Origin of the sequence: Marinobacter sp. SS13-12, assembly GCF_030227115.1 — a bacterium.
GTDB lineage: Bacteria > Pseudomonadota > Gammaproteobacteria > Pseudomonadales > Oleiphilaceae > Marinobacter.
Map to the genome: position 1 here is coordinate 1,371,856 of NZ_JASSUA010000001.1, position 17,538 is coordinate 1,389,393.

At 57.0% G+C, this 17,538-nt stretch carries 15 protein-coding genes; 10 read left to right on the forward strand and 5 right to left on the reverse strand.

Features of this window, described 5'->3' with window-relative positions; genetic code table 11:
• Positions 1–4 precede the first annotated feature (4 nt).
• The 4 genes from QPL94_RS06265 to QPL94_RS06280 all read left to right on the forward strand — a co-directional run bounded on the left by QPL94_RS06265 (position 5) and on the right by QPL94_RS06280 (position 4,462).
• Positions 5–1,477: an FAD-linked oxidase C-terminal domain-containing protein gene (locus QPL94_RS06265; protein ID WP_285356249.1), complete on the forward strand. Its 1,473-nt coding sequence runs from the start codon at positions 5–7 to the stop codon at positions 1,475–1,477.
• A complete protein-coding gene (glcE, locus tag QPL94_RS06270; protein WP_285356251.1) occupies positions 1,470–2,534 on the forward strand; it encodes a glycolate oxidase subunit GlcE in 1,065 nt (354 codons plus the stop codon). The genes QPL94_RS06265 and glcE overlap by 8 nt, the downstream gene beginning before the upstream one ends.
• A gap of 190 nt (positions 2,535–2,724) precedes the next feature.
• Positions 2,725–3,933, forward strand: coding sequence for a glycolate oxidase subunit GlcF (gene glcF, locus QPL94_RS06275; protein WP_285356252.1), 1,209 nt, complete (start codon positions 2,725–2,727; stop codon positions 3,931–3,933).
• A gap of 82 nt (positions 3,934–4,015) precedes the next feature.
• Positions 4,016–4,462: a DUF4124 domain-containing protein gene (locus tag QPL94_RS06280; RefSeq protein ID WP_285356253.1), complete on the forward strand. Its 447-nt coding sequence runs from the start codon at positions 4,016–4,018 to the stop codon at positions 4,460–4,462.
• Positions 4,463–4,491: 29 nt separating this feature from the next.
• On the opposite strand, the gene QPL94_RS06285 is transcribed toward QPL94_RS06280, so the two are convergent.
• The gene (locus tag QPL94_RS06285; RefSeq protein WP_285356254.1) at positions 4,492–5,463 is read right to left on the reverse strand and encodes a calcium/sodium antiporter; all 972 of its coding nucleotides are present in this window, start codon (positions 5,461–5,463) and stop codon (positions 4,492–4,494) included.
• A gap of 242 nt (positions 5,464–5,705) precedes the next feature.
• On the opposite strand from QPL94_RS06285, the gene QPL94_RS06290 reads away from it, so the two are divergent.
• Genes QPL94_RS06290 through QPL94_RS06315 form a run of 6 tightly spaced genes read left to right on the forward strand, consistent with a single transcriptional unit; the run spans position 5,706 to position 11,372 of the window.
• Positions 5,706–7,151 carry a YfcC family protein gene (locus tag QPL94_RS06290; protein ID WP_350310607.1) on the forward strand — a complete coding sequence of 482 codons (1,446 nt, stop codon included), beginning with the start codon at positions 5,706–5,708 and terminating at the stop codon, positions 7,149–7,151.
• A gap of 35 nt (positions 7,152–7,186) precedes the next feature.
• Entirely contained in the window at positions 7,187–8,416 is a 1,230-nt protein-coding gene (locus tag QPL94_RS06295; protein WP_285356256.1) for an arginine deiminase, read from the forward strand.
• A gap of 18 nt (positions 8,417–8,434) precedes the next feature.
• Positions 8,435–9,436, forward strand: a complete 1,002-nt coding sequence (gene argF / locus QPL94_RS06300; protein WP_285356257.1) for an ornithine carbamoyltransferase — start codon at positions 8,435–8,437, stop codon at positions 9,434–9,436.
• 15 nt (positions 9,437–9,451) lie between these two features.
• Positions 9,452–10,357: a carbamate kinase gene (gene arcC, locus QPL94_RS06305; protein WP_285356259.1), complete on the forward strand. Its 906-nt coding sequence runs from the start codon at positions 9,452–9,454 to the stop codon at positions 10,355–10,357.
• A gap of 53 nt (positions 10,358–10,410) precedes the next feature.
• Complete coding sequence (locus QPL94_RS06310; protein ID WP_285356260.1) at positions 10,411–10,566, forward strand: hypothetical protein; 156 nt, start codon at positions 10,411–10,413, stop codon at positions 10,564–10,566.
• A gap of 56 nt (positions 10,567–10,622) precedes the next feature.
• Complete coding sequence (locus QPL94_RS06315; protein ID WP_285356261.1) at positions 10,623–11,372, forward strand: NYN domain-containing protein; 750 nt, start codon at positions 10,623–10,625, stop codon at positions 11,370–11,372.
• Between the two features lie 189 nt (positions 11,373–11,561).
• Here the strand turns inward: QPL94_RS06315 and QPL94_RS06320 are convergent, their stop codons facing one another.
• The 4 genes from QPL94_RS06320 to QPL94_RS06335 all read right to left on the reverse strand — a co-directional run bounded on the left by QPL94_RS06320 (position 11,562) and on the right by QPL94_RS06335 (position 17,493).
• Positions 11,562–12,650: an endonuclease NucS domain-containing protein gene (locus QPL94_RS06320; RefSeq protein ID WP_285356262.1), complete on the reverse strand. Its 1,089-nt coding sequence runs from the start codon at positions 12,648–12,650 to the stop codon at positions 11,562–11,564.
• A 32-nt stretch (positions 12,651–12,682) separates the two neighbouring features.
• On the reverse strand, positions 12,683–13,795 hold the full coding sequence (locus QPL94_RS06325; RefSeq protein WP_285356263.1) for a HigA family addiction module antitoxin: 1,113 nt from the start codon (positions 13,793–13,795) through the stop codon (positions 12,683–12,685).
• Positions 13,796–14,236: 441 nt separating this feature from the next.
• Positions 14,237–16,012, reverse strand: coding sequence for a restriction endonuclease subunit S (locus QPL94_RS06330; RefSeq protein ID WP_285356264.1), 1,776 nt, complete (start codon positions 16,010–16,012; stop codon positions 14,237–14,239).
• Entirely contained in the window at positions 16,009–17,493 is a 1,485-nt protein-coding gene (locus tag QPL94_RS06335) for a type I restriction-modification system subunit M (protein WP_285356266.1), read from the reverse strand. The genes QPL94_RS06330 and QPL94_RS06335 overlap by 4 nt, the downstream gene beginning before the upstream one ends.
• Positions 17,494–17,538 lie beyond the last annotated feature (45 nt).

Below are 17,538 nucleotides of genomic sequence, written 5' to 3' on the forward strand. Positions count from 1 at the left end.
CGATATGACCACCAAGCCGAAAGTCAGCCCAGCGGAGCTGGCAAAGCAGTTCCGCACGTTTATAGACCCGGACTTTGTCATCACCGATGACGAAACCATGAAGCCCTACGAGTGCGACGGCATGTCCATGTACTGCGAGATGCCCATGCTCGTGGTGCTGCCGGAAACCGCCGAGCAGGTGCAGAGGGTGATGCGCATCTGCAATGAGCACGCGGTGCCCGTAGTTGCCCGTGGTGCCGGCACCGGCCTGAGTGCCGGTGCCATGCCCCACAAAGAGGGCGTGGTTTTGTCGCTGGCCAAGTTCAACCGCATTCTGGACATCGATCCATTAGCGCGGACGGCACGACTGCAACCGGGTGTTCGCAACCTGGCTATCAGCGAGGAAGTCTCGCAGTTCGGCCTCTATTACGGGCCGGACCCCTCGTCCCAGATCGCCTGTACCATCGGCGGCAACGTGGCAGAGAATTCCGGTGGTGTGCATTGCCTCAAGTATGGACTGACCGTTCACAACATCCTCAGCGTGGAAATGATCACCGCCGAGGGCGAGCGCGTAGTCATCGGCAGTGATGCCCTGGATGTCTGTGGCATGGACCTGCTGGCGCTGATGACCGGTTCTGAAGGTCTGTTGGGTATCGTGACTGAAGTGAAGGTAAAACTGCTGCCGAAACCGGAAGTGGCCCAGGTGGTGATGGCCGGCTTCGACAGCGTGCAGAAAGCCGGCGATGCCGTGGGCGGCATTATCTCCCATGGCATCATTCCCGGCGGCCTGGAAATGATGGACGGCCATGCCATTATCGCTGCCGATGATTTTGCGCAGGCTGGTTACCCCAGGGAAGCCAAGGCGCTGCTGCTGTGTGAGGTGGACGGCACCGAAGAAGAAGTCCATGAACATATCGCCCAGGCCGAAGCATTGTTCCGTGAGCTGGGTGCCACCTCGGTAAAAACCTCCCAGAGCGAGGAAGAGCGGGCACTGCTGTGGAAGGGCCGCAAGTCTGCCTTCCCGGCGGTGGGGCGTATCTCGCCGGATTACTACTGCATGGATGGCACCATCCCGCGGCGGTACCTGGCCCATGTACTGCTGGAAATGGAAAAAATGTCGGAGGAGTTCGGGCTGCGAGTCGCCAACGTATTCCACGCCGGTGACGGCAACCTGCACCCACTGATCCTGTTTGATGCCAACGTGCCCGGTGAATTCGAGCGCACCGAAGCCTTCGGTGGTCGCATCCTCAACCTCTGCGTGGAAGTCGGCGGCTGCATTACCGGCGAGCACGGCGTGGGCGTGGAGAAAATCCGCCAGATGGCCATACAGTTCAATGACGAAGAGCTGCAACAGTTCCACGACGTCAAGGCCGCCTTCGACCCGGCCGGTATCCTCAACCCCGGTAAGGGTGTGCCTGCCCTGCGGTTCTGCCAGGAATATCGCTCCCTGGAACACAAACAACACAAGCACGATACGGTGGAAGCTGCCCATGGCTGATATGTCCCAGACGCTGATCGAGCAGGTTCTCCAGGCCCGGGAGTCCGGCCAGAAGCTCAACATCGAAGGCGGTGGCACCAAGGCCTTCATGGGCCGCGCCGCCGATACAGATGCCGGCACCCTGAAGCTGGGTGAACACACGGGTATCGTTGAATACCACCCGGTAGAGCTGATCATGACCGCCCGTGCCGGCACCCCCCTGGCGGAAATCGAAGCCACCCTGGCGGAAGAAGGCCAGTGTCTCCACTTCGAGCCGCCCAGGTTTGGTGAAAATTCCACCCTCGGCGGCACCCTGGCCTGCAACCTCTCCGGTCCCGCTAGACCCTGGTCCGGCTCGGTACGGGACCAGGTCCTGGGCATCCGCCTGCTCAATGGCAGGGGAGAGCACCTGCGCTTTGGCGGCCAGGTGATGAAAAACGTGGCCGGCTACGACACCTCCCGGCTCCAGGCCGGCGCCATGGGCACCCTGGGTGTCATCACCGAAGTCAGCCTGAAAGTCATGCCGAGACCGGCCATGTCCGTCACCCTGGTACAGGACATGGTCCTGGACGATGTCATTCACTACATGAACAGCCGCGCCAAGGAACCCAAACCCATCACCGGCGCCGCCTGGGTAGACGGAAAAGTGTATCTGCGCCTCGCCGGTGCCAAATCTGCCGTGGAAGCCACCGCCGAAAAATGGACCGGTGACGTTATGGAGGAGGGCGGTGCGTTCTGGCAACAGCTTCAGCACATGCAGCACGATTTCTTTGCCGGTGACGAACCACTCTGGCGCTTCTCCGTCGGCTCCACCGCCGAAAACCCGGAGCTGGACGGCCCCTGGCTGATCGACTGGGCCGGCTCCCAGCGCTGGTACCGCGGCGACGCGGACATGGCCAAACTGGAAACCATGGCCCAACGTGCCGGTGGCCAGGTCAGCCTGTTCCGAGGCGGTGATCGCACGGATGAAGTGATGCACCACCAGTCGAGGGCTTTGAAAGAAATCCAGCAACGGCTGAAAAAGTCGTTCGACCCTGACGGTATTTTTAACCCCGGGCGACTGTACAGCTGGCTTTAGTGAGGGCGGCTAAGATGCCGGGGAAGTGAGCGGGTCGGGCGTCTCTGAAACTGTACGGAGCCATGGATGGCGGAGTCCAAGCGCCACATGGATGTGCCGAAGGAGCGCGTTTCAGAGACGCCCTACCCGGTCACTTGTGCTCTAAACCAAGCCGATCACTTGTGCTCCAAATTCAGAAAGCAGGTAAAAGATGCAAACCAACCTAGTCCAACAATTCGCCAATACAGCAGAAGGTCAGGAGGCCGAGTCCATCCTGCGAGCCTGCGTACACTGCGGCTTCTGCACCGCCACCTGCCCAACGTACCAGGAACTGAACGACGAACGCGACGGCCCGAGAGGCCGCATCTACCTGATGAAAATGTTCCTGGAAGGCGAAGAAGTCACCGAAAAATCCCGCGAGCACCTCGACCGCTGCCTCACCTGCCGCAGCTGCGAAACCACCTGCCCCTCCGGCGTGCAATACGGCCGGTTGATCGACATCAGCCGAGGCCTGATGGAACAGGAAATGCCCCGGCCCCCGAAAGAACGCTGGATACGCTGGTCACTCGCCCGCGTACTCCCCAATCGCCAGTTATTCGGCCTGCTACTGCGCATGGGGCAATTATTCCGCCCCGTGTTGCCCGCAAAACTGCGCACCAAAGTACCACCCAGAAAACAGGCCAGCCCCTGGCCGGCGGCAAGCCACGAACGCATCGTGCTGGCCCTGGCCGGCTGCGTCCAGCCCTCTGCCACGCCGAACACCAACGCCGCTGCAGCCCGCGTACTGGACCGGCTCGGCATCACTATGGTGGAGGCACCGGAAGCAGGCTGCTGTGGCGCGGTGAACCATCACCTGTCGGAACACGAAAAAGCCCTGGACGCCATGCGCCGCAACATTGACGCCTGGTGGCCAGCGATCGATGCCGGCGCGGAAGCCATTATCATGACCGCCTCCGGTTGTGGCGCCATGGTTCAGGAGTACGGTCACTTGCTGCGGGACGACCCGGTCTACGCCGCCAAGGCTCAGAAAGTCAGCGACATGACCGTCGACCTCGGCGCCTTCCTGCTGAAACAGGATCTGGAGAAACTGCAGGTTCCAAAGGGCGCAGGCAAGGTCGCGTTCCATTGCCCCTGCACCCTGCAACACGCCATGCAGCAAAGTGGCGTAGTGGACCAGGTGTTACGCAAAGCGGGGATTGAGCTGGCGGATACCAAAGAAAAGCATCTGTGCTGTGGTTCCGCAGGAACCTACTCGATCCTGCAGCCCGAACTCAGCCAGCGCCTGCTGAACAATAAGCTCAAGGCCCTGACCGTAGACAATCCGGACAGAATCGTCACCGCCAACATCGGTTGCCAGATGCATCTGGAAACCAGGGCGAAGGTGCCGGTGCAGCACTGGATTGAATTACTGGACGCCTGATCCATGGCCCGCACCTCTCACTGGCCAGGGGTTTGGTTTACAATGTTTTCGTTATTAAACAGACCACAGGGAGTGGATTCCGATGCCATGGAGGCAGGTAGCAGTTCTCGTATTTTGGGTTTTCCCGGCCGTTTCGACAGCCGAAATGTACACCTGGATTGACGACCAGGGCGTTGCTCATTTTACCGACATAAAACCCGGTGGACGCGAGCACAAACAGGTGGAGCTGAGGCGCCCCTCGCTGATACCCATGCGGGAGAATATCAGCCGGGGTGAGCGGGTAAGTACCATCAATCGCCAGGTCAATCGCAGCCTGGAGGGCGATCACGGCGGCAACCGAAAGGCGTCTGCGCAGCAGGAAGCCCGTGAACTCAAGCGCAAGAACGCCCGCTGTACCGGATATCGGGAGCGGCTCGAGCGCATTCAGCAGCAGTTGCGGGCCGGCTACTCCAACGATAAGGGTAACCGACTGCGGCGTCAGCGCCGGGAAGTCAGCCAGAAGCTGTCGCGGGAGTGCCTGCTTGGCTGAGCTGTCCCGGTCGGTTTGGCTTTCCTTTCCTATGAGGTGAAGGTGGTTGAAACCAGGTAGGCCGTGTAACCAACAAAACAGGCCACCAGAAAACCACCCTCAACCCGGTTGATTCGCCCCGGGCCGCGGAAGCCGTAGCCCAGTACAAACAACGACAACGTCAGGGCCGACATCACCGCTATATCCCGGTAGAACACCTCCGGCGCCACGGCCATCGGGCTGATGGTACCGGCGATGCCCACAACCGCCAGGGTATTGAACAGGTTGGAGCCCAGTATATTGCCCAGCGCAATGTCATGCTCCCCTTTGCGGGCAGCGATCACAGATGATGCCAGCTCCGGGAGGGACGTACCCACCGCGACAATGGTCAGGCCGATGATCAGGTCGCTCACCCCAAAGCCATGGGCAATCTCAACCGCGCCCCAAACCAGAATCCGCGAGCTGACAATCAGTACCAGCAGACCGGCAATCAGCCACATGATCGCATTGCGCAGGGGCATGGTGCGGTGAATCATTTCATCGGCAATCTCCGCACCCAGGGCGTCGGATTTCCGGGTCATGCCCTGGCGAATGGACCAGGCCAGCAACAGGAAAAACACGCCCAGCAGCACCAGGGCATCCGCGAATGTCAGCTCTCCGTCCCATAACTGCCAGGCTGCCAGTGCCGTTATCGCCGCAAGAATTGGCAGCTCCTTGCGCATCACCTGTGATTGAACCGCAATCGGGCTGATCAATGCTGTAATACCCAGGATCAGGGCGATGTTGGTGATGTTGGAACCGTAGGCGTTACCCAATGCCAGGCCCGGATTACCCTGGGTTGCCGCCAGGGCGGAGACCACCATCTCCGGCGCCGAAGTGCCAAAGCCGACCACCACCATGCCGATCAACAGCGGCGGCATGCCGAAGTGCCCGGCGGTTACCGCTGAGCCCTCAACAAACTTACCGGCGCTCCACACCAGTAGAACGAGGCCGACAGCAATAGCCAGAAACGAGAGAAGCATATTGGTTCCTTGAGTGTGCGTTACAGGGGCCAGCGGATTGAGTGACCTGAGTCATTCTGGTTCGGGAGAATACTAGACGCAAACATCGGCTGCTCCATCTCAGCAGTTATGCGGATAGGTAGTAGCAGCACTATCAGCTTCGTACTGAATTGACGCTGATCACTTTTCATACGGGCTTTGAGGTCCATACTTTAACGGATGGACAGCCCCATCAGTAAGCCACAATGGAAAGGAGACGCCACGTGACTGATGAAAAACTCCCTTCATCGAACCCCGAAGAAGACCTTGCAACACGATTTCCAACTGCCTATACCATCCTGTTTCTGCTGATCATTCTGGTTGCAGCGCTAACCTGGATTATCCCTGCAGGTCAGTACGAGCGCTCCATGAACGAAGAGGTGGGGCGGGAAGTTGCGGTGCCTGGCACCTATCAGACCGTGGACCCCAACCCCCAGGGCTTCGTTGATGTGATGCTGGCACCTACGGCAGGCTTTTACGACCCTGACAGCTATGTGGCGAACGCCATTGATGTGGCTTTGTTCGTGCTGTTCCTTGGCGGCTTTCTGGGTGTGATGAACGCCACCGGTGCCATCGATACCGGCATACGCAGCGCCATGCACCGGCTGGAAGGGCGTGAGATATGGATGATCCCGATACTGATGACGCTGTTTGCACTGGGGGGTACAACCTACGGCATGGCCGAGGAGACCCTGGCTTTCTATGCCATTCTGATTCCGGTCATTATCTCGGCGGGGTACGACGCAGTCACCGGGGTTGCCATCATTCTGGTGGGGGCCGGTATTGGTGTGCTGGGGTCAACGATCAACCCCTTTGCAACGGTCATTGCCTCCAACGCTGCCGATATTCCCTTTACGGACGGCATTGTGCTTCGGTTTGTGCTGCTTGTAGGTGGCCTTCTCATTTGCGCGGCGTACGTTATGCGCTATGCCCAACGGGTCAAGGCCGATCCATCCCGCTCCGTGGTTGCCAAACAGCGGGATGCTCACCGCAAACTGTTCCTTCAAGGCCACGATGAGCTGGAAGATTTCGAGCTCACCGGTACCCAGAAAATTGCCCTGATCATCTTCACACTGACGTTCATCGTGATGATCTGGGGTGTTTCCTCCCAGGGCTGGTGGATGGCCAGAATGGGCGCGCTCTTCTTTGGTTCGGCCATCGTGATCGGCATCATCGCCCGGCTGGGTGAGAAAAAGCTGACCAGCAGTTTTGTTGACGGTGCCCGCGATTTACTGGGTGTGGCGCTGGTCGTCGGGCTGGCCCGTGGCATTGTGGTGATTATGGAACAGGGCATGATTGCCGACACCATCCTGCACAGTGCGGAGACCACCCTGGGGGGCTTGCCGGAACTGGCCTTTATCAACCTGATGTTCTGGATTGAAGTGGGCATGAGCTTCTTCGTGCCGTCGTCATCCGGACTCGCTGTGCTCTCCATGCCGATCCTTGCGCCGCTGGCGGATTTTGCCAACGTGGGGCGTGACCTGGTGGTTACTGCCTTCCAGTCAGCCAACGGCCTGGTCAACCTGATCAACCCGACCTTTGCCGTGGTGGTGGGCGGCCTGGCCATCGGCCGTGTTTCCTACGATCGATGGCTGGCGTTTATCTGGCCACTGCTACTGATTCTCACAATTTTTATCAGTGTGGTGATCAGTATTGGCGCGTTTCTGTAACCCTTTCTATAACCCCAGGCAAAGGAGCATGCGACATGGCTGAGCACACACTTGGTGTTCACTCTGAAACCGGTACCCTGCGGCAGGTCATCGTCTGCCGCCCGGGGCTTGCCCACCGGAGACTGACCCCGTCCAACTGCGATGCACTGCTGTTTGACGATGTCTTCTGGGTCAAGCAGGCCGAGAAAGACCACGATGTATTCGCGGGGTTGATGCGTGCCCGGGGCGTGGAGGTGCTGGACGTTAACGAACTGCTGGCGGACACCCTCGATATCCTGGAGGCGCGGGCCTGGATTCTGGATAACCGGATCACCTGGAACCATATCGGGGTGGGTATGGTGTCTGATCTCCGCGCCTGGATGGATGAGCTACCTGGCCAGCCCCTGGCAGAGTTCCTCATCGGCGGACTGGAAGTGGGCGACCTGCCTTTCGATCCCGCCGGACTGTTTGGCAATCACCTGGGGCCTCACGGGTTTGTGCTGCCGCCGCTGCCGAACTTCCTGTTCACCCGTGACAACAGCGCCTGGATCTATGGCGGTGTCACCCTCAACCCGATGTACTGGGCTGCGCGCAAGCCGGAGACGCTACTGATGAGCGCGATCTACCGGTTCCACCCCAAATTCGCCGGCAAGGTGAACGTGCATTGGGGCGACCCGCTTGCAGATCATGCGCTGGCGACCCTCGAAGGAGGAGACATCATGCCGGTGGGTAATGGCGCCGTGCTGGTGGGGATGGGGGAACGATCCTCCCCGCAAGCCATCGGCCAGCTGGCCAGGGCGCTGTTTGCCAACGGCACGGCAGACAGGGTGATCGCCTGCCAGATTCCCAAGACCCGTTCAGCCATGCACCTGGATACGGTGTTTACCTTCTGTGGCGGCAACGTAGTCACCACGTTCAAGGAAGTCGCCGATGAAATGGTTTGCTACGACCTGCGTCCGGGAGACGGCGACAAGCACCTGTCGTTTTTCCAGGACAGTCGCCCGCTGTTTGATGTTGTTGCGGAGGTCCTTGGTTACCCGTCGCTGGAAGTGGTCGCCACTGGTGGCGACACCCCTGCCGAGCGGGAACGGGAACAGTGGAACGATGGCAATAACGTGTTAGCACTGAGCCCGGGCGTCGTTATTGGTTACGACCGCAACGACGATACCAATGCCGCCCTGGAAGCGGCCGGCATAGAGGTACTGGCCATACCCGGCGCGGAACTGGGCCGGGGCCGGGGTGGTGGGCGCTGCATGAGCTGCCCCACCATACGAGATGCAGTCTGACAAGGAAGGAGCAGAACCATGGCTTTTAATCTCAAGAACCGACATTTCCTGACCCTGAGGGACTTTACGCCCCGGGAAATCAGTTTTTTGCTCAAGCTTTCCGCCGACCTGAAAACCGCCAAGTACGCCGGCACCGAAGTGCCGATGCTGCAGGGCAAGGACATAGCGCTGATCTTCGAGAAGAACTCCACCCGGACCCGGGTCGGGTTTGAGGTTGCGGCGTTTGACCAGGGCGCCCGGGTCACCTACCTGGGCCCAACGGGCACTCATATCGGTCACAAGGAATCGGTGAAGGACACCGCGCGGGTGCTTGGCCGCGTGTATGACGCCATCGAATACCGGGGCTTCGGCCAGGCGGTTGTCGAGGAGCTGGCGAAGTATGCCGGCGTGCCGGTCTACAACGGGCTGACCAATGAATTCCATCCCACCCAGATACTGGCAGACTTCCTGACCATGCAGGAAAACGTGGAGAAGCCCCTGCGTGACGTGGCCTTTGTGTTCATTGGCGACGCCGCCAATAACATGGGCGACAGCCTGCTGATTGGTGGCGCCAAGATGGGAATGGACGTACGTCTGTGCGCTCCCAAAGCCTGCTGGCCCAGCGAGGCAATTCAGAAGGAAGCACAGGCCATTGCCGATGAAACCGGCGCCCGGATCATGATTACTGAAGACATTGATGCTGCGGTGGCGGGTGTGGACTTTGTCTACACGGACGTGTGGGTGTCCATGGGCGAAGCCAAGGAGAAGTGGGCAGAGCGGATCAAACTGCTGCAGCCCTATCAGGTCAACGCTGCCCTGATGGAGAAAACCGGCAATCCAAGGGCAAGGTTCATGCATTGCCTGCCGGCATTCCACAATACCGAGACCACCGTCGGTAAGGAGATGCAGGCGGAGTTCGGTATTGAGGCCATGGAAGTCACCGACGACGTCTTCGAAAGCCCCGCTTCCATTGTGTTTGATCAGGCGGAGAACCGGATGCACACCATCAAGGCGGTGCTCGTTGCCACTCTTGGAAGCTGAGATAAGGAGTTCGACATGCTTGTGGTAGCAGCATTGGGAGGGAATGCCCTGTTGCGGCGCGGTGAGCCGCTGACCGCCGAGGCCCAGCGCGCCAACGTGAAAGTTGCCGCCGAATCACTGGCCGACATCGTCCGCGCCGGCCACCAGTTGGTCGTCACCCATGGCAACGGCCCCCAGGTAGGCTTACTGGCGCTTCAGGGCGCTGCCTATAAGCCGGACGAAGCCTATCCGCTGGACGTGCTTGGCGCGGAAACCGAAGGCATGATCGGCTATATCATCGAGCAGGAACTGGAAAATGCCCTCGATCACGACCGGCCAGTAGCAACCCTGCTGACCCAGGTTCTGGTGGACAAGGACGACCCCGCCTTCAAGAAACCCACGAAATTTGTCGGGCCGGTGTATGACAAGGAAGAAGCGGAGACCAAAGCTGAAGCTGCCGGCTGGCACATTGCCCAGGATGGCGACAAGTGGCGGCGGGTAGTGCCCTCGCCCAAACCCCTGGAAATTCCCGATATGCGGGTGCTCCAACTGCTGCTGGAACAGGGTGTTGTGGTGATCTGTGCCGGAGGCGGCGGTATCCCCATTCTTCGCCGGGACGATGGCAGCATGATCGGCATCGAAGCCGTCATCGACAAGGATGCCGCCAGCGCACTACTGGCCAGCCAGTTGGGTGCAGACGCTTTGCTGCTCCTTACCGATGTGGATGCCATATACCGTAACTTCGGCAAAGACACCGCCGCCCCCATCCATGAGCTGACGCTCGATGAGGCCCGCAAGCTGGACCTTCCAGCAGGCTCCATGGGCCCCAAAATGGCCGCAGCTGGTAATTTCGCCCAAAGCGGTGGCGTCAGCGGTATCGGCCGGCTGGAGGATGCGCTGGCGATTCTTGAGCGCCGGGCGGGTACCTGTGTTATCAGCTAGGGCAGTGGTATAATCTCCCTGGTAAAATCCAGCCAACCAGGGAGATACCCACTATGGCGAAAAAGCGGGCGAAGCCCACACAACACAGCGCTGTTCAGCGTGAACTGAAAACCCCGAAATACCAGATGCGGGTGGTGGAAGACAAAAGCAAGTACAAGCGGAAGCGTGATAAAACCGTACGAATCGAGGATTTCCGCAAGGCTGCCTGAAAGGCTGTTTTGCGGAAGTCCTTGATGTACACGATCCGAACAAAGGAAGAAGTACATTGAAGGACCTTGAGCAGCACAAGAAAATTGCCGTTCTGATCGACGCCGATAACGCCCAGCTGACCAAGCTGCCGCTAATTATTGAAGAACTGTCTTCCCATGGTCACGTGGTTGTGAAGCGGGCCTATGGCGACTGGTCGATAGACAGCCTCAAAAACTGGAAGACCGTTCTGAATGAGCTGGCGATCCAGCCCATCCAGCAATTCGCCTACACCAAAGGCAAGAACGCCACAGATGCATCGATGATCATTGATGCGATGGATCTGCTCTATTCCTCGAAGTTTGATGCGTTCGCCCTGGTCTCCAGCGACAGTGATTTCACCAAACTGGCCTCACGGCTGAGGGAGTCCGAGATATACGTATTCGGATTCGGCGAGAAAAAGACCCCGGTCTCGTTCAGAAGTGCGTGTGACGATTTTCTGTTTACCGAGAACCTGGAGTACCCGGAAGAAGCGGAAGCCGCGCCTGACGAGCCCACCAAATCGAAAGCCCCACGGAAGAAACAGGAAAAACTCCCGGAGGAAGTAGCGCTGTTAAAAAGGGCCTGGGAGCAAACCCAGGACGACCAGGGCTGGGCAACCTTCTCTGCCGCCGGCTCGTTCCTCAAGCGCACACGCCCGGATTTTGACCCGCGAACCTATGGTGCCAAGAAATTCTCTGATTTGCTGGTTGAGCGGTCCGAGTACTTCACGGTGAAGAAGGGAGCAAATGGGCAGGGGTATCGGGCCTATAAGCCCTTGGATCAATAGGAAGCGGGATCGAACCATCGACACGGGGATTTTCAATCACGTCAATGCAACAGATGGCAAAACATAACGAAATAAAATAACTGTAATATTAGCGACTTGCTGGATTTCTGTGTCGTGGTCTGCTGCTTGCGTTGCACTTCATCACTTTATGTTTTCTGGTACTGCACTTTGGGCAGTTTTCGTAAGCCATTAGGAGATGTTCCATACACTCTTTAGACGGTTAACGGTGTGGCTCCACTTCGGCGTCGTCGGTTTACAAACTGTATTCTGGTTTCCGAAAAGGCCGACCTCGCTAAATGCACTCTCCTTGGGAACAGTGTGCAGCCAGCGCACGGGAACAAGGTATTCTGCTGCTTCGTCGTCCACGTCATGAACCAAGTGGGCATAGGGCCCATTGGTATCCATCTCTGGAATGGTTTTCGGTCCGTCGGGTGTCTCGAACTGGTGTTGGTCGGCTCGTTCCCGCTCACCGGTGACAATGCCGACACCCACGTAACCGGTTTTGGGGATATTGACCCACACTCGGTCGCCCTCAGACAGCATTGAGAGGGTTTTGGAATACCAGTCCGCGCCTCCTCCAGCGATGAAACCAAGCTCACGCGCCAGCTCCCATGGCCGGTTGTCGCCGAACGAGACATAGAATTCGCCATTCCAGGGCTCCTTCTTGCCTTTGGTTACGGCTCGCTCCTGGTTCTCGTCTGGATCAATCATCCAGGCGCGGCTTAGGTACTGTTGTCCATTGTCTTCGAATGCAGCGAAGAAGAGGGCGTTGATGGATATTTGAGCATACTCGTTCAAGTAGTTGATGATACGCTCTGAGCTTGAGTCGAGTGAGGTCGCAACGACCACCATCTGATGGCTGTCGTTGATGGTGATATCCGAAAGCGGTGTCCGAAATTTCGCCGCGAAAGCCTCGTCGAGTGTTTGGTGTTCAAGCCGGTAGGTTCGGGCAAAGTTCAGGTAGATGTCGACGATGTCTGAGTCAGACAGGTTCGCAACCCAGGATGCGTAATCAACGGTTTGCGCAACCACATCGCGCGGTGTTTTGTTCCGCTTGAGCTCAACGATGATGATAGAACCGTTGGCGTCCATCGCGAGTAGGTCGATAAGCTTGTCGTAGCTTGTACGAACCTGGCGACCGATTAGAAGCCAGTCAGAATTCAGGATAGAGATATCCTTCATTACTTGGTCTTCTAGCAAGGCTTCGTCCGCCAGTGCTGCGGGTTTAAGCTTTTTAGGCTGGTCTCCGATACGCCAGATACCCTGTTCGATTGCCATAGATTGCCTTATCCGTTACTCGGTCTGGGTGCTCAGGAGGATTGCTCGTGCTCCCATTTGTAGTAGCGCTTGAGGTCGTTACAGAATTTGAAGTCAAGAACGCCTCTAAACTGAAGCTGTCCAACTACGATACCGGGTGCTATCCCTACCTCTTCTGCGAAAGAACAAATATCAGCTTTTGTTCGGGCACCGCTTCGAATGAACTTCTCCATCGCTTTTGAGGGTACTAGTTCATTTTGTGCGAAATGATTGGCCTCGGCCTCTTTCCCTTCGTCGAGGCCGTTGCTGCTCTTGTCGGTCCGTTCAATGAACAAATCTTTTTTCCCGTGAAGCAGAATATGGCCCGCTTCGTGAAAGAACGTGAACCATAGATGGTCGTTCGAACGATATCGTAGGCTCAGCTGAATGACGGCCTTGTTTGAATGAATCCAGCGTGTAGCACCACTGACCCCTGTTTTCGGCAACGAGGGGACGAAGACAACGGCTACGCCTGCCTCAGAGCAAAGTGCTTGCATCTTCGGCACGAATTCATCAGGAGGCATGTCGGTTAACGCCCGGATCTTATCAAGCGCCCTACGGAAGTTTTGCTTGTTATATGAGGCGCAGTGGATTGAAGCCGCATCAAGCTCTCCTTTCCTAAGCCATGCAGAGACCGCCTCAGGAAGCGCCTTGGATTGATTGCTCTGACGGTATGCCACACTGAGTCGTGGCCACATGTCTCCCCATTGCTCCACGCTGGCAATCCCGAAGAATTGCAAGACCTCTTTGAGCTGTTCCTTCTTATCCTTGTAGCGCTTAATCCAGTCGAGCTTTACCATTTCATTGACGGGAATTCGTTTAAGCCAGTTAAGGTCAGACTCAAGCTGTTCTTCTTCGTCTAGCCTGGCTTTTATTTCTTGGTAGTTGCTCTCAAGGTTCAGCCAGTAATTGGCCGGCATTCCAATAGCTCGCTCCAGCTTTATCGCTGTTTCAGGAGTTATCGGAGACTTTCCTTTGATAATCGAAACAATGTGCTTCGCAGATAGCCCAGTCCGTTTTGACAGTTCCTGCTGACTCATGTCCCGCATGTTCAGCTCATCATTCAAGACTTCACCAGGCTGGATCGCGTAGTTGGGCTCGTATTGGTTCTTTATCGATTCACCCATGTGTATCCACCACTCCAATAATTTTAATCTTTGTAACTGAGGACCAATCCAATCCGCCTTCACTGCGTTCTGGCAACGGATTGTGGTCTGGTTTCAGGATAAGCCTATAAGGATGGTCCAGGTCGACGCTTAGCTCCCCTTTTCGGTTCCCCGTAAGCTCGTGACACCTATGGGGCGGGCTGTACGGTGGCGCGAACGCCCCTAGATTCGGCAAAGCATGCAACTGGGTAAGCACTATCTGAAGTTTTTTGGCTCTCTTGGATCCATGAGCCTTAACCATCTCTCGGCCATCGTTCATTTGCTTCATCAGCTTTTTCGTGGCGAAGGTGATTTCCATAAAATCCTGCTTTTTATTAACCTAATAGGTTAATGGTTTTGTCTTTGTTTGTCCATTGCAGTTTTGTCTCGCTGGCAACAGCTGCTGTTTCTGGAGTTGTGATTTCAACCCAGCGATTTCTCAACAACGGCTTCAGCCAGTTGGCTCTTGGTCTGGCTCGCCTTGTTCAGGCGTTCTTTGAGTTGGTCGCAGAGGGCCATGAGTTCCTCGACTTTTTGGACGATGCGGTTCTGTTCCGCAAGGGGTGGCAAGGGAACAGTGCAGCTTCGAAGCTGGGTTTTATTTATGGACGCGAGGTTGGTGGTCTGTTTGCTTGAGCCGGCAAAATAGTTCCTTGCAAATTGGGAGTTCAGATACCGCTCGAGCCAGCGTTCATTCTGCTCTGCCAGTATTAACCGGGCTCTGAATACATGGTTCTGATGCGCCATGGGTTTAATGCTTCCATCCCAAATGGCGGTTCTGCCCACCTTGTCCCAATCGCCACCTTCCGTAATGAGGAGGTCACGCCGGCGAACAAGGTAACGCTCGACCTCATCCTCCGCTATCTCGATTTCTTTGATTTCGGAAAGGTCGAGTGACGACCGCTGGACGTTTGCCACCCTGAGGTACGGTAAAGTGTGCGTTTTCTTGCCAGATCCCTTTTTGCCTTTTGCGATTCCACCCTGGATGTCTGTGATGTCATCTAAACGTGAAAGAGTCCAACCCGAGGGCAGGGAGAAAGGCTCCTCTGATTCGGAAATTGGTGGAAGGGGCTTGGCTTTTCTCTGTTTCGACGACTGCGACAACTGGTCTTTCCCGTCTTGAATTCGCTTTAGCAGCTCAGTCGCCGGCTCATCCCCCCCATCCTGCTCCACCAATCGCCCCATCACCGCCAGTTGGAGAATGGTCTGCTTGAGCTTGTCGATGCTCTGTTCGGTGGTGAACAGGGTGTCGAAGTGGGCGGCGAGACGGGCCCAGTTGTCGGCCAGTTCGGTGGCATTTTCGGATTGGGTGAGGGTGCCGAGCAGGGTGTCCACGAGGGTTTCGTGGGCCTCGAGCTGGTCGCCGGTTTGTTGTTCCAGCCGGTCGCAGAGCGCCATGAGTTCATCGACTTTTTGGACGATGCGGTGTTGTTCTTCCAGAGGGGGAAGCGGGAATGGTTGATTCGCAAAGTCGCTAAACTTCAGACTTTCCACAGTCGTGCCCGTTTTCGTTAGCTTTTCCAAAATAAAACGCTCAAAGCCCCATGACAGAACTTGTATGTAACGGGCCATTTCTGGCTTAAACAGTCGCAGCGCTTTAAGGTCTTGGTTGATAGTGCACTGAACTCGCGTTACTGCAGTTGGAAACATCCGTCTGAGAATGCCACTTCGCACCACGAAGAGAACTGCGTTCTCGGGAAGAAGTGCGAGCCCTCCAGCGTTCAACGCATCTTGTGTCACGTGGTCTTCAGAGGCAGAAATTTCGGCACTTTTCATATCTTTGGGGGTTACCCAAGGTATATCTCCATTCCAGAATTCACTACGAGACTTGCTCGGAGTTTTGCCCCCTGAGAAGACGCCCAAATGAGATAGAGTTGCTCCTGCCCATCCATCCGGTAATTTGGCGGGTAGCCTATTAAGCTCCGTTGCTGGAGGGCATTTGTGACCTCGAATGTGCCCTTCATTTGCCAGCCGCTTCCTTTCCTCCAATATGTCGTCTAACAGCACGCTAGCGGGTGCTTCGTTGGGGGCCTGCTCCACTAACATGCCGCGAACAGCCAACTCCAGAATCAACTCCCGCAGCTTCTTAACCCCGGTCAACTCAACCTTGCCATTACTTCCCCGTCCACTGTTGGACTTCTTGGTGACCGCGCCGGTCCACAAATCCAGATGTTCAGTAATCAGCTCCCGCGCACTCACGCCGCACCTCCGTCGGTGCTATGGCTGAGAGCATCGGCAAGGATGTCCCGCAGTTGGTGGCGGATTTCCTGGATTTCGGCCTGTTGCTGTTCGTATTTGGCCAGCAGTTCGTCCGGGTCGTGGTTAACCTGTTCACCTACATGCGGGTTCTTGATGTCCAGGTTGTAGTTACGGGCCTTGATGTCGTCGATGGGTACCTTCCAGGCCTGTTCGGTTTCAACTCGGCTGGCAAAGCCATCGGCCTTGGTGCCCCACCAGTCGATTTCGGTCTGGAACTCCGAGAACTTCATGGGCTTGGTTTTGCTGTAACTCTTGTAGCCTTCCGGGTAGGGGTGTTCGTAGTACCACACGGTTTCGGTGGGCTTGCCCTTGGTGAAGAACAGCAGGTTGGTCTTGATGCCGGTGTAAGGGTTAAACACACCGTTAGGCAGGCGCACGATGGTGTGCAGGTTGCATTCTTCCAGGAGCTTTTCCTTGAGGCGGGTTTTCATGCCTTCGCCGAATAGAAAGCCGTCTGGCAGCACCACGGCGGCGCGGCCGCCGTCCCTCAGCAGGTGGATGAACAGGGTCATGAACAGGTCGGCGGTTTCCCGGGTGCGGAAGGCACTGGGGAAGTTGGTTTCGATACCGTCTTCTTCCATGCCGCCGAAGGGTGGGTTGGCCACGATAATGTCCACCCGCTCTTTCGGGCCCCAGCTTATGAGCGGGCGGGCCAGGGTGTTGTCGTGCTTAATCTGGTCCGGCACTTCGATGCCGTGCAAAATCAGGTTGGTGGTGGCCAGCAGGTGCGGTAAGGGCTTTTTCTCGACGCCATGGATGCTCTTTTGCAGGGTCTGCTCGTCCTTCGGCGTGTCCACGTAGTTCTTGCGCTTGTGCTCAATGGTGCACGTGAGAAAGCCGCCGGTGCCGCAGGCAGGATCCATTACTTTCTCGTCCAGCTTCGGGTCTACCCGGTTGACCATGAACTCGGTTACCGCCCGCGGGGTGTAGAATTCACCGGCGTTGCCGGCGCTCTGCAAGTCTTTGAGGATTTGCTCGTACATATCGCCCAGCTCGTGGCGCTCGGCGGACTTGTTGAAGTCGACGCCCTCCTGCAGCTTGTTGATGACCTGGCGCATGAGCTGGCCGGACTTCATGTAGTTGTAGGCATCCTCGAACACGTTGCGGATGACCACGCCCCGGTAGTCGTCACCGGCCGGTTCCAGGTTCTGAAGGCCGGGGAACAGGGTGTTGTCGATGAAGTCTTTCAGTTCGTCGCCGGTCATGCCCTCCGGGTCGGCCGCCCAGTTGCGCCAGCGCAGCTTCTCGGGAATCGGCGATTTGTAGGCGTCGTAGAACAGCTCCCACTCTTGCTCCCGGTCGTCAAAGATTTTCAGGAACAGCATCCAGACCAACTGGCCGATACGCTGTGCATCGCCGTCTACGCCGACGTCTTTGCGCATGATGTCCTGGATGGATTTGATGGTCGTGCTGATAGACATAAGTATTCAGTTCCTGGGTGTTCGGAATAGGTGTTAAGTGGTAAA